This window comes from Streptomyces sp. NPDC097129 (genome assembly GCF_055668065.1).
Genome location: NZ_JBVOQE010000001.1, coordinates 724,918 through 737,439 on the forward strand (window position 1 = coordinate 724,918; position 12,522 = coordinate 737,439).

Consider the following 12,522-nt stretch of genomic DNA (forward strand, 5'->3'; position numbering starts at 1 on the left):
TCGGGTACCGGGGTCTCAGTCCCGCCGGATCAACTCGGGGTCGATCCTCCGCCCGATGAGCGGCAACGACCCGAGCGCGGCGACGACCACGGCCCCGAGGGCGGACCCGATCAGCAACGGCACCCCGTCCCCGTCCCAGAAGACGTCCCCGCCCCCGGTGACGAGATAGCTCGACTCGGCGGCCTTCCCGGCGACGACGGCCAGCACCAGCCCGACAGCCAACGGCACGACGACCTGCGCCACCTGCACACCCCGCAGGGTCCAGGGCCTCGCCCCGAGCAGCGCCAAGGCAGTAACCTGAGAACGCCGCTCAACGGCCCGGTCGGCGGAGGCGACGAGGTAGGCGGATACGCCGATGACGAGGCCTAGGACCATGCCTACGGCTAGGAGGGTTTTGACGATGGCGATCTGCTGGAGGGCGGTGACGTTGATACCGAAAGGGTCCACCTCGATCGTCGGATCGACGCCGCCGACGTTGTCCAGTACCTTCCGCACCGTTGTGGGATCCGAGTCACTGAGCAGCGTCAGTGACCCGCTCACCGGGCGATAGCCGGCTGGAAGGAGCGAGGGCGGTACCAGAACGTCGGCGTCAACCGCGCCGATTTCCGGCCAGTCGCTGTACCGGATGGCGACCTCGGGCACCTTCACCTGCACATACCGTTTCTCGGCTTGCTTGCGGACCTCGAACGAATAGGTCTCCCCGGGCTTGCCGAAGCTCTCGTCGACGCCGGCGTATTCCTCCCGCAGGCGAACGACACGGTTGTCCTCGCAAGGACTGATCTTCGGCACAAGGGCGCGTAGCTGACCGCACGTCGCCACCAGCGCGCTGATGCGGCTGTCATTCCCCCCACCGATGGAATCCGCGGACATCATCTGGACGGCGTGCGTACGCACCCCCGCCACCCTCTCCAACCCTTCCTGATCGTCGAGGGGCAGGCGGTCCAGCATGACGCCGTAAATCTGCACGGGAGAGTTGTGCTTGGATACCTGGTCCAGCTCGATCAAAACCCCTTGCACGAGCGAAGCGGCATACACGAGGAGAACCAGCCCCGTGGCCACGCGCAGGGCGCCGCCCGGTTCCACCTCGTTGCGGCGCATGGCGATGCCGAGGGGCAAAGAGTTACTGAAACGGGCCATCCGACGGGCCAAGAGGCGCGAGAGATGCGGCAATGCCAATACCAGGCCGACACCGACGAGTACGACGGCAATCGGCATGAGAAGCGAGGACAAGGCGGTGTCGCGGGGAGCGTGACCCGTGGCACCCGCAACGCAGTATCCGGCGACGATACCCAGTCCAGGCACCAGCGGGAGCAGTCCCCACTTGCCCGGTGGCTTCTCCACCGCGCTGCGTCGCACGGCCAGCGGGTTCGCGGCTGCCTTGCGGGCGCCGGCCCGGCCCACGAACCAGGCAAGGGCCGGACAGCCGATCAGGCAGACGAGTGCTGTCAGCAGGCTGAGGCTTCCGTCGGACGGATACCAGGTGAAGCCGGGGAGTCCGACTCGGCTGATCAGTTGATTGAGGAGCCAGTAGGCACAGAGGCCGATGACTGCTCCGAGCAGGGCGGCAGCAACCGTTTCGGCGGCGTTGACCCGCTGCACCCCCTTCTTACTCATCCCGAGCAGCCGCAGCGCCGCCAGCCGGCGTGACCGTGCGGCGGCAGAGAGCCTGGCACACACGGACAGGAAGACGGCCAGGGGCAGCAGGACGACCCCGGCCAGAGTGAAGCGCACGATGTCGAGCGTTGAGGACTCGACCGTGGGGTCGGGCGAGTAGGACATACCGAAGCGGGTGATCGGGCCCCCGTCCCGAAGCTGGTCACGACCCACGCCGACGTAGGCGATGAGCTCGTCCGGGCGGGCCAGCCCTTGTGCGCCCACCAACCCGCTCTCCCGCCCGGGAAGGAGCTGAGCGAGTTGACGGTGTGCGTGCAACGCGTCGTGCAGACGGGGCGACAGAAAGACCTCACCCGCCTCCGGGAACTTCCGCAACCCCGGCGGTGGTTCGATGCGGCGAGTACCCGGCGCGAGAAAAACACGGGTCATCGGGCGGGCGCCGAGCGCGTCCGTCCTGGTCAGCTCCAGAGGTGCACCGTCGCCATGGATGCATCGAGCCTGCATGTCCAGGTCACAGGTGGGCTGGCGCTGCGCGACACGCGCATCCTGGGCCGCGAGGACGCCGGGAATGGCCAGGACAGCCGCAAGGCAGCACACTCCGACCGCGCTCCCGAAGCTCATGAGGAAGAAACGCACACGATTGCCCCGGCCACTGCCCAGCAGCAGGCGGAGGCCCAGGAGGAGTTCGGTCATGTTGCCTCCTTCGTCCGAGCCGTCAGCACTCCGTCGCGCATGGTGTACTGCCGGTCCGCGCGTTCGGCCACCTGCGGGTCATGCGTGACAAGCACCACTGCCGCGCCCTGTGACCGAGCGAGAGTGAGGAACTCGTCCAGAACGGACTTCGCGTTGGCGCTGTCCAGCGAGCCGGTCGGCTCGTCAGCGAAAACCACGGCGGGCTGGTGAACCAACGCCCGGGCCACCGCGACACGTTGACTCTGTCCACCCGAGACCTGCGAAGGCCGCCGCTTGCGCAGATCCCCCAGACCGAGCCGGTCGAGGACCTCCCCCGCGGCGACGAGCGCCTCGCGCTTGCGTTGTCCTGCCAGCCGAAGCGGCAGAGCCGCGTTCTCCTCGATGGTCAATTCGGGCAGCAACTCGCCGTACTGGAAGACGAAACCGAAGCGCTCGCGGCGCAGCGTGCCGAGATCCTCATCATCCAGCTCACCGAGGGCACGCCCTTCGAAGCGCACCTCACCCCGGGCCACAGGCAGTACACCGGCGAGGCAGTACAGCAGCGATGACTTACCCGAGCCGCTCTGCCCTGTGATCGCCGCGACCTCCCCGCGGCTCAGCGCGATATCCGCGCCCCGCACGGCTGCCGTAGCGCCGTAGCGCAGCTCGATTCCCGTGGCAGCCAGGACTTCTGACGTATTGATGGTGTTCCCCTCTGCCGAGCCGTGAGCCCAGACGGCGTGCGTCTGGGCTCGGTTGGCCGATCAGGACCTAGCGCGCCTTCTTGTTCAGGAAGTCGACGGTCTTCGAACAGTTGTCGGGGCGCAGGCTGCCCCGGTCACGGCAAGCTCGCAGGTGAGCGTGGTGGGTGTAGAGCTGGGCGCCGTCCCAGTTGGACTTGTGCAGCTTGACCATGGAGTTCTGCTTGCCGTTGTAACGGACCCAGCCGTGCCCTTCGACACGCGCTTGCATGTAGACGTTGTGGCCGTCCTCATCGCTCGTGTCGTCGAGCAACCCCTGCCATTCGAAGGCGCCATGGTTGGTGTGCGCGGGATTGAACTTGTACCGCCCCTCGGTGAATTCGACGCCGCCGGACTTGAGCTTCTCGATCGGCGCGCCCCAACTGTCAGCGAAGGCGGCGCCCGCAGTCGTCAGGAACAGTCCGGCGACCGCCCAACCCACCAACAGCTTCTTCATCTCGCACACTCCGTCGTCACCGGCGGCCCGGACAGCCACCTCGTGATCACGGACTGTAATGCCATGGAAACGCAAAGAAACGATCTGCCTAGCCCATGACCACCACATCAGGTGATTCAGCCCTCCGCGTCAACGACGCCCCCGCGCCGGTCGTCCCCCCTTGGCCACCGCCGCGGCTCCGCGCTCCGGCTAACGCCCGACGGCGAGCGACCAGACGATGATGGACGGCGCGGTCACGGAACCCGTTGCGCGGGCGGGCGCCTCGCTGAGCCGCAGTTCGTTGTACGCGGTGCTGACTTCCCTCGACACGCACCTGATTGGGAAGCTGAGACCCCTGGGCTCCACCTTGACGGTCAGCGTGCCCTCGCCCTGGCAGTTCACCGTCACCACCAGGGGACCCGCCGCGATCCTTCCGAGTTCGATCTGACGATTCCCTCGGGCGGAGGCAACTTGGGCCAGTGGCGTGCCGGAGGGCAGCTTCGGCGCGGCGGTGACCGTCTCACCCTCGATGTGCTCAGCCCGCTGCCCCGTCGGCACGCCCGCGACAGGCGGCCTTCCCGGCGTGCTGCTCGCGGCGGGCGCGGAGGGACGGCCGGCTTCGCCGGATCCCGTGCAGGCGGTCAGTCCCAGGCAGGACAGCGCGGCGACTACCGCGACGGCGGCGTAGCCGGAACGGCTGCTCACAGGTGGCACCCCCGCGTCGGAACCGCCCCCCGTAGGCGGTTCGAACACGGGCAGGCTATGCGCCCGGCGGTGCCTTCCTGGAGCGAAGAGGGGATCTCTGAGCAGCAATTGAGGTCTCGCCCGCCGGAGTTTCCGGCCTCCGGCGGGAGAAGCGTTCTCGCGACCCTGACCCTGCGGTCGCCGTGGGGGTGCCGTCGTTGGAGGGTCCACGCCGGCACCGGAGCGAGGACTGGAGCGGCGGTGGCCGTCGCGTGAGCGAGCAGTGCCAACGCCGTTGTCAGAGCCTGGCAGTTCTCATCGGTCGGCTCCGCCGAGGCTCTCGTACTGGTCGCAGAGCAGACGGAGGACCCGGGCCAGGCGTCGGGCGTGGCCTGCTGTGCCGCCGTATCGGGGGGTGGGCTTCGAGGCGAGTCTGCTGCGCGCCTCCCATGCGCAGGACAGCGCGCTGTAGCCGGCGACGCTCTCCTCGCCGACGTGAGCGGCCGCCCGCGCCACCTCCGGGATCAGCAACTCCAGGTGTCCGCGCAGCATTCGGGTGAGGGTGTCCAGTTCTTCGGCTGAGGGGGGCAGTACGCCGGGCGCTCCGTCCGGTTCGAGCAGCAGGCTCGCCGTCTCGCGCATCGTTGCGATGTCCAGAGGTGGTTCCTGGTCGTCGCGGACGCTGACGGTGCCGCGATCTTCGACGACCGTGCCGTGGCGGTTCACCGTGTAGATCCGGATGGTCATCTTCACCCCGGGAGGGCGCTTCCGGGCCGGGGTTGTAGCGTTCGTCATGTCGACGCTCCTTCGTAGCGTGGACCGCGCCCCGGGGCCGTCGCGAGCGGTCGCCGGGGTCTGTTGGTGGTCTGAGGAGCAGATCAGGCAGTGGGGTCCTTCGCGCGGCAACCGCATGTGGCGATCTGCCACACGCGCGTGGTGCCGCGAAGCACTACGTGACCGACTGCACACAAAGGCTTGTTGACCGCGCCGCAGTCGAAGCAGGCCTCGCCGTGCAATCGGACGATGCTCACGCGCCCGTCGATCACCAAAGGCGCGAGCAGGCGCATGTCAGGCAACCTGTCCTCCCCACTGCTGCTTCCTGCGCGTGCATCAGATGGTGGCGGCAGGATCGGGCCACAACTACCCCGGCGAGGGGTAGTCGCGTGCTCAGATCGCCGAGCACCACTCCGCGAAATTGGACAGCATTTCGGAATCCGTCCGCTTCAAGCGGCGCAAGGTCGCGGCGTCCTCACGCACCCAGGGGTGTTCGCGTGTGTGCTGCGGGGCGATGCGCCGGGCGACCTTGAGTGACTCGAACGCATCATCGGCCATGCCTGACCAGAGCTGAGCGCGGGCCAGTTCGATGTAGAAACCGGACCGCCGCTCGCCGGGGAGGTCGGCGGGCGGTTTCCATTCTCCGGCAAGGCTCAGAGCCCGGCCGACGTGCTCGTTCCCGAGGCTGACCGCGACGGAGACCTCATGAATACGGACGGAGTCCGGACCGAAAGCGGTGCCGTAATACACGCCTTCCGGCATCTGGTCGGCCAGCGCGCGGGCCTCGTCCAGGTGGGTGGTCGCACGTTCCGCATCGCGTGCCCGGCCTGCGATGACCGCCGCCCGCATGTGCAGGGATCCACGAACGGCAGCCTGCGGCACCGAAGTCGGAGCAGGAGCGGCATCCAGGGCATGTTCGAGGGCACGCAGTCCGGCGCCGTGAGCATGCGCCGCGAAGAACGTCTCCGTCCGCACATAGGCGACGGATGCGGTCAGGAGCGGATCGTCCGCCTCCGGCACGGCCCATCTCATGAGCTCGATGAGACGCGCGGACAGGTCTCGGGCGCCGAACTTGTATGCCACCGCATCTGCGGAGCGGTAGGCGCCCACCAGCAGAGCCGCCAGTGCGGCTCGTTGCCGATGCGTGGCAGCGTGGTAAGCGCGGGCCAGTTCGGCAAGCAACTCGGGTAACTGGCGGGCGATGCGCGTGTATTGGGCGGACAAGCGCCAAGAGGCCGCATCGCGTACGTCGGTGCGTAGTTCTGGCAGGGGCCGGACAGGTCCGTCTTCCGGGACGTCGTACGCGGCGATCGCTGCCGAGAGGGCGGGGAGCGCCTCATGGACAGGTGTCTGGGCCGGGCTTCTGTCAGTGCGCAGTTGCATCGGGTCCAGCCAGAGAGCAGCAGCGATCGCTTCCAGGGTGGACTCGCCTACGCCTCGTTCTCCACGTTCGATCTTACGAACCGTCCCCAGCGCCACCCCCGCGGCCCGGGCCAGCTGTTCCTGCGTCATACACCTCAGCCTGCGGTGGTAGGCAACCCGGGGCCCGACTCCACCGTGGTCAGGTTGAGGCATCACGGCTCCAGTTCACTCCACCCACTCCGCGTCGTGTTCACTCGGAGACGTTGTGTGAGCAGCGTAGGAGATGGGGATGTCCATCTGGGACGCTTCGGTTGGTTCAGCGGCCGGCCAGCTCGACCAGCTCAGCCAGGCCGTCGATCCGCCAGTCCGCCACTGCCTCGACCATAGGGTCGTCTGCCCACAGATGGCCCCAAGGCCCTCGGCGCAGATGGGCCGTGCGAAGGCCAACCGCCTTCGCCGGGAAGATGTCGTTCGCCGGGTGATCGCCTACGTACAGCGTCGCCTCCGGCCTGGCCTGCGCCACTTCGAGTACGCGGTGGAAGAACTGCGGCTGTGGCTTCGCGATACCCCACTCGCCGGACGTCACGACCAGATCCGCCGGCAGTCCCAAGTCCCGCAGAAGCTCGCCTGCCCGCGACGTCTGGTTGCCTGCGATGATCACGCGTGCTCCGGTCTGGCGGAGTGCGGTCAGCGCCGGGCGGACGTCGTTGTAGAGATCTCTGTCGTCGATCTGCTCGCCACGGCCGGCAGCCTCCCGGGCCCGGTACTCAGCTGCTACATCGATACCGGGCCGGGCGAGCCGCAGCGCTTCCGCATTGTCGAGCCCCTGCGCCACCACCGCGCCGACCAGGGCGGAGAGGGTGTGTCGAGGAATGCCCAGCCAATCCGCCCACGAGCCCCAGTAACGGTCGTCCCGGGTGATGGTTTCGCCGACGTCGAAAACGAAGGTCTCAATCACGCGTGGAGCCTACGGGGCGGCGGGGCGGCGCCGTCGATGCGGGCCTTGCGATGCGGTGGCCGTCGGCCCCTCGCTTCTTGGCAGCGTCGTGCTTCCGCGGCCCGCCTCAAGAGCGGGTGCCCACGGCGAATCCACTTCCGTCGGCTGGACCCGGCGCCCGTTGGGGGGCGCAACTGCCGGGGCGATGCGCGGCACGCGATCCGTGGTGTGCGGCGGCAGCCTGCGGGACGCCGACGCTGTGCGGTGGCCCCTGTCGGTGGACACCGGCAGCCCGCCCCACGCCGGGACGGTACGGCGGCTCGCGGGAACACCCAACGCCCCGTAGGCCGAAAGGGCGGCACCCCCGCACAAGGGTGCCGCCCTCTCTCCGTGGTCCGGAGCCGTCGCCGATCGGTGAGGGTCGGGTGACAAGCGACGGCTCCGGGGCTTGCGCGGCCTTCGTGGACCGGGGTTCAGGGCCGCCCCGGTCCTCACAGTCCGGGGTTCAGGGCCGCCCCGGTCCTCACAGTCCGGGGGGCCCGGGGCGCCCCGGCCTCTGCAGCCGGGGGCTCCGGGGTGGCGCGTGGGCCCCGCATGGACCGCGCGCCGCCCCGGAGGGGTCAGCGGTGGTCGCTGCCCTCGGACTGGGTTGCCGCGCGGCCGGCCTCCAGGCGGGCCACCGGGATGCGGAACGGGGAGCAGGAGACGTAGTCCAGGCCGACCTCGTGGAAGAAGTGGACCGACTCCGGGTCACCGCCGTGCTCGCCGCAGACGCCGAGCTTCAGGTCGGGGCGGGTGCGCCGGCCCGCTTCGGCGGCCAGCTTCACCAGGGAGCCGACGCCGTCCTTGTCGATCGTCTCGAACGGGCTGACGCCGAAGATGCCCTTCTCCAGGTACGCCGTGAAGAAGCTCGCCTCCACGTCGTCACGGCTGAAGCCCCACACCGTCTGGGTCAGGTCGTTCGTGCCGAAGGAGAAGAACTCCGCCGCCTCCGCGATCTGGGCCGCCGTGAGCGCGGCGCGCGGCAGCTCGATCATCGTGCCGATCGCCAGGTTCAGGTCCGTGCCCGTCGCCGCCTGCACCTCCGCGATGACCCGGTCGGCCTCCTCGCGGACGATCTCCAGTTCCTGGACCGTGCCCACGAGCGGGATCATGATCTCGGCGCGCGGGTCGCCCTTGGCGTTCTTGCGCTCCGCCGCCGCCTCCGCGATCGCGCGGACCTGCATCGTGAACAGGCCGGGGATCACCAGGCCGAGGCGTACGCCGCGCAGGCCCAGCATCGGGTTCTGCTCGTGCAGGCGGTGTACGGCCTGCAACAGGCGCAGGTCGTTCTCGTGCGGCTCCTGGCGGGACTCGGCCAGCGCCACGCGGACCGACAGCTCCGTGATGTCGGGCAGGAACTCGTGCAGCGGCGGGTCCAGCAGGCGGACCGTGACCGGGAGGCCGTCCATCGCCTCGAAGAGTTCGACGAAGTCCTTCTTCTGGAGGGGGAGGAGGGCCTTCAGCGACGCCTCGCGCTCCTCCTCCGTGTCCGCCAGGATCAGGCGCTCGACCAGCTCGCGGCGGTCGCCGAGGAACATGTGCTCGGTGCGGCACAGGCCGATGCCCTGGGCGCCGAAGCGGCGGGCGCGCAGCGCGTCTTCCGCGTTGTCGGCGTTGGCGCGCACCCGCAGGCGGCGCTTGCGGTCGGCGAACGCCATGATGCGGTGGACGGCCTCGACCAGCTCGTCGGCGTCGTCGGCGCCCGCGTGCATGCGGCCCTCGAAGTACTCGACCACGGGCGAGGGGACGACCGGGACCTCGCCCAGGTACACCTTGCCGCTGGAGCCGTCGATGGAGATCAGGTCGCCTTCCTCCACGACCTGGCCGCCGGGCACCGTCATCCGGCGGCGCTTGGTGTCGACCTCCAGCTCCTCCGCACCGCAGACACAGGTCTTGCCCATGCCGCGGGCGACGACAGCGGCGTGGGAGGTCTTGCCGCCGCGCGAGGTGAGGATGCCCTCGGCGGCGATCATGCCGTCCAGGTCGTCGGGGTTGGTCTCGCGGCGGACGAGGATGACCTTCTCACCGGAGCGGGACCACTTCACCGCGGTGTACGAGTCGAAGACGGCCTTGCCGACGGCCGCGCCCGGCGAGGCCGCGATGCCGCGTCCGACCTGCTGGACCTTCGCCTTCTCGTCGAAGCGCGGGAACATCAGCTGCGCGAGCTGGGCGCCGGTGACGCGCTGCAGCGCCTCCGCCTCGTCGATCAGGCCCTGGTCGACGAGCTGCGTGGCGATGCGGAAGGCCGCGGCCGCGGTGCGCTTGCCGACGCGGGTCTGCAGCATCCACAGCTTGCCGCGCTCGATGGTGAACTCGATGTCGCAGAGATCCCTGTAGTGGTTCTCCAGGGTCTCCATGATCTGCATCAGCTCGTCGTACGACTTCTTGTCGAGCTTCTCCAGGTCGGCGAGCAGCACCGTGTTGCGGATGCCGGCGACGACGTCCTCGCCCTGCGCGTTCTGGAGGTAGTCGCCGTAGACGCCCTGGTGGCCGGAGGCGGGGTCGCGGGTGAAGGCGACGCCGGTGCCGGAGTCGGGGCCGAGGTTGCCGAAGACCATCGAGCAGACGTTGACCGCGGTGCCCAGGTCGCCGGGGATGCGCTCCTGGCGGCGGTAGAGCTTGGCGCGGTCGCCGTTCCAGGAGTCGAAGACGGCGCGGATGGCGAGGTCCATCTGCTCGCGCGGGTCCTGCGGGAAGTCCCGGCCGGTCTCCTTCTTCACGATCTTCTTGAAGGTGGTGACCAGCTTCTTCAGGTCGGCGGCCTCGAGCTCGGTGTCGACCGCGACCTTCTTGGCCTCCTTGGCCTTCTCCAGCGCGTCCTCGAAGAGCTCGCCGTCGACGCCGAGGACGGTCTTGCCGAACATCTGGATCAGGCGCCGGTAGGAGTCCCACGCGAAGCGCTCGTCGCCGGCCTGGTCGGCGAGGCCCTTCACGGACTTGTCCGAGAGGCCGATGTTGAGGACGGTGTCCATCATGCCCGGCATGGAGAACTTCGCCCCGGAGCGTACGGAGACCAGGAGCGGGTTGTCGGCCTGGCCGAGCTTCTTGCCCATGCGGCTCTCCAGCGCGTCGAGGTGTGCGCTCACCTCGTCACGCAGTGCCGCCGGCTCCTCGCCGCTGTCCAGGTAGACCTTGCAGGCCTCCGTGGTGATGGTGAAGCCGGGCGGGACCGGAAGGCCCAGGTTCGTCATCTCGGCGAGGTTCGCTCCCTTGCCGCCGAGGAGGTCCTTGAGGTCCTTGTTGCCCTCGGTGAAGTCGTAGACGAACTTCACGCCCTCAACGCTGTTGCCCGACACGGGTCGCTGCTGATCTTTGTTTTCCGACACGGGTCTCGACTCCTCGAGGACGCGGTGGCTGCCCTGACGTCGAGGAACATACCCAGATCGAAGGCACCTGGGTACGTCCACTTGCACGTCATGCGCCTGTAACCAGTCGTCCGCCAGCGGATCGAAAGTCAAGGCTTGGCAAGCAACCGAGGGGTTTTGTTTTCACTTCTTGAACGCATCAACGCCCGTAGACCGCCGTCGTCGCTCTTATGAGCGGCTTTCGGCACGTTTGATTTTCTCCGATGAACGATCAAGTGATGGCACTCAGTGCCACCCTTTGATGAAGTGCAGTCGCTCTTGATTCGCTCATCTGAGCGCAACCCTTATCAGGGGTGGCGAGAATCACGCTCCCACAGGGGGCGAGATTTCACCATGCGGACGGGTATCCGGCCGGCCGGGGCTTCACACGCCCAGCGCCCGCAACCGCTCCTCCACCCGCTCCGGCGCGTACAGGTGCTCCACCACCAGCGCCCCCGCGCCCACCAGTGCCGCCCGCTCCCCCAGCCGCGAGGTCACCACCTCCAGGCGAGCCGTGGAACGCGGCAGCGCCCGCTGGTACAGCAGTTCCCGTACGCCGGTGACGAACGGCGTGCCCGCCAGGTCGCCCGCGATCATCAGTACGCCCGGGTTGAGCAGCGTCACCACCGTCGCCAGCACCTCGCCGACCCGGCGCCCCGCCTCCCGCGCCAGCCCCACCGCCTGCGGATGCCCGGCCGCCAGCAGCTCGCGCACATCCGAGCCGGACGCCGCCGCCACCCCCGCCTCCGCCAGCCGCCGCGCCACGGCGCCGCCGCTCGCGACGGCCGCGAGGCAGCCGTAGGAACCGCACCGGCACAGCGCCCGCTCGCCGTCCGGCACCCTGATGTGCCCGATGTCGCCGGCGCCCCCGTCGACGCCCCGGTAGACCGAGCCGTCCACCACCACGCCCGCACCGATGCCCGTGGACACCTTGACTAGCGCGAACGCGGAGCAGTCGGGGTACGACGTGCGCTGTTCGCCGTACGCCATGAGGTTCGCGTCGTTGTCGACCAGGACGGGGACCGGGGGCAGGCCGGTGTGGTCGGTGAAGGCTCTGGCGAGGCGGCCTGTTATGTCGTAGCCGTCCCAGCCCGGCATGATCGGCGGCTGCACCACCCGGCCCGACTCGCTGTCCACCGGACCCGGGACGGCCAGCCCGATGCCGCACACCTGAGCGGCCGGCCGTCCCGCCGCGGCCGGCAGGCCGGCGAACCAGCGGCCCAGTTCGCCGAGCACCGCCTCGGGTCCGTCCTCGACGACCAGGGTGCCGGTGCGCTCGGCGAGGATCTCGCCGCCCAGGGTCAGCAGGGCCGCCCGGGCGTGCCGGGTGTCCAGGTCGGCCGCGAGCACGACGGCGTGCTCGTCGTCGAACTCCAGGGTGATGGAGGGGCGGCCGCCCAGCGGCGAGTCGACGGGGCCGCCGGCGCCCTCGCGCAGCCAGCCCGCCCGGAACAGCCGGTCCAGGCGCTGGCCGACGGTCGCCCGGGACAGGCCCGTCGCCTGCTGCAGCGCCCCGCGGGTCGTCGCGCGGCCGCTGCGCACCAGGCCGAGGAGATCCCCGACGCCGGTGCCGCTCGCGCCGCGGCCGGCCCCGGTCCCGCCGGCCCCGCGCCCGGCCCCGCGGCCGCCCGACGTGCCGGGCCGCACGGTCCCTCCCGCCTCCTCCGCCTGCCCGGTCCGCACAGCCTCCCCCGCCCGCCCGGTCCGCACAGCCTCACCGGCCTGCCCGGTCCGCACAGCCTCCCCCGCCTGCCCGGTCCGCACAGCCTCACCGGCCTGCCCGGTCCCAACGGCCTCCCCGGCCTGCCCGGGCCGCACGGCCTCTCCGGGCTGCGCCGTCCGTCCGGCCTCCCCGGTTCGTCCGGTCATGCCCGCACCCCCTTGCGTTTCCCCATCCTGCATTACACAGTGGGTTTT

The 12,522-nt window shown here is 69.6% G+C and carries 10 protein-coding genes; all 10 read right to left on the bottom strand.

Features of this window, described 5'->3' with window-relative positions; all coding sequences use genetic code 11:
• Positions 1 to 15: 15 nt before the first annotated feature.
• Complete coding sequence (locus tag AC0B9F_RS03275; protein WP_471998504.1) at positions 16 to 2,307, bottom strand: FtsX-like permease family protein; 2,292 nt, start codon at positions 2,305 to 2,307, stop codon at positions 16 to 18.
• Positions 2,304 to 2,927, bottom strand: a complete 624-nt coding sequence (locus AC0B9F_RS03280) for an ABC transporter ATP-binding protein (RefSeq protein ID WP_471998505.1) — start codon at positions 2,925 to 2,927, stop codon at positions 2,304 to 2,306. Before AC0B9F_RS03280 ends, AC0B9F_RS03275 begins: the two co-directional genes overlap by 4 nt.
• 130 nt (positions 2,928 to 3,057) lie before the next feature.
• Positions 3,058 to 3,483 (bottom strand): hypothetical protein, encoded by a 426-nt coding sequence (locus tag AC0B9F_RS03285; RefSeq protein ID WP_471998506.1) that lies wholly within the window; start codon positions 3,481 to 3,483, stop codon positions 3,058 to 3,060.
• A 189-nt stretch (positions 3,484 to 3,672) separates the two neighbouring features.
• Complete coding sequence (locus AC0B9F_RS03290) at positions 3,673 to 4,167, bottom strand: hypothetical protein (RefSeq protein ID WP_471998507.1); 495 nt, start codon at positions 4,165 to 4,167, stop codon at positions 3,673 to 3,675.
• Positions 4,168 to 4,461: 294 nt separating this feature from the next.
• Positions 4,462 to 4,941: a DUF6415 family natural product biosynthesis protein gene (locus tag AC0B9F_RS03295; RefSeq protein WP_471998508.1), complete on the bottom strand. Its 480-nt coding sequence runs from the start codon at positions 4,939 to 4,941 to the stop codon at positions 4,462 to 4,464.
• 83 nt (positions 4,942 to 5,024) lie between these two features.
• Positions 5,025 to 5,213, bottom strand: a complete 189-nt coding sequence (locus tag AC0B9F_RS03300; protein ID WP_471998509.1) for a hypothetical protein — start codon at positions 5,211 to 5,213, stop codon at positions 5,025 to 5,027.
• A gap of 100 nt (positions 5,214 to 5,313) precedes the next feature.
• Positions 5,314 to 6,495 carry a helix-turn-helix domain-containing protein gene (locus tag AC0B9F_RS03305; RefSeq protein ID WP_471998510.1) on the bottom strand — a complete coding sequence of 394 codons (1,182 nt, stop codon included), beginning with the start codon at positions 6,493 to 6,495 and terminating at the stop codon, positions 5,314 to 5,316.
• Positions 6,496 to 6,598: 103 nt separating this feature from the next.
• Positions 6,599 to 7,240 carry an HAD family hydrolase gene (locus tag AC0B9F_RS03310; protein ID WP_471998511.1) on the bottom strand — a complete coding sequence of 214 codons (642 nt, stop codon included), beginning with the start codon at positions 7,238 to 7,240 and terminating at the stop codon, positions 6,599 to 6,601.
• A gap of 599 nt (positions 7,241 to 7,839) precedes the next feature.
• Complete coding sequence (ppdK, locus tag AC0B9F_RS03315) at positions 7,840 to 10,587, bottom strand: pyruvate, phosphate dikinase (protein ID WP_471998512.1); 2,748 nt, start codon at positions 10,585 to 10,587, stop codon at positions 7,840 to 7,842.
• A gap of 402 nt (positions 10,588 to 10,989) precedes the next feature.
• The gene (locus AC0B9F_RS03320) at positions 10,990 to 12,474 is read right to left on the bottom strand and encodes an ROK family protein (RefSeq protein ID WP_471998513.1); all 1,485 of its coding nucleotides are present in this window, start codon (positions 12,472 to 12,474) and stop codon (positions 10,990 to 10,992) included.
• Positions 12,475 to 12,522 lie beyond the last annotated feature (48 nt).

What these genes read in the sequence shown, in the direction of transcription:
- AC0B9F_RS03275 (WP_471998504.1), bottom strand. Translation starts at nt 2,307, where the DNA reads ATGACCGAACTCCTCCTGGGCCTCCGCCTGCTGCTGGGCAGTGGCCGG.
- AC0B9F_RS03285 (WP_471998506.1), bottom strand. Translation starts at nt 3,483, where the DNA reads ATGAAGAAGCTGTTGGTGGGTTGGGCGGTCGCCGGACTGTTCCTGACG.
- AC0B9F_RS03295 (WP_471998508.1), bottom strand. Translation starts at nt 4,941, where the DNA reads ATGACGAACGCTACAACCCCGGCCCGGAAGCGCCCTCCCGGGGTGAAG.
- AC0B9F_RS03300 (WP_471998509.1), bottom strand. Translation starts at nt 5,213, where the DNA reads ATGCGCCTGCTCGCGCCTTTGGTGATCGACGGGCGCGTGAGCATCGTC.
- AC0B9F_RS03305 (WP_471998510.1), bottom strand. Translation starts at nt 6,495, where the DNA reads ATGCCTCAACCTGACCACGGTGGAGTCGGGCCCCGGGTTGCCTACCAC.
- AC0B9F_RS03320 (WP_471998513.1), bottom strand. Translation starts at nt 12,474, where the DNA reads ATGACCGGACGAACCGGGGAGGCCGGACGGACGGCGCAGCCCGGAGAG.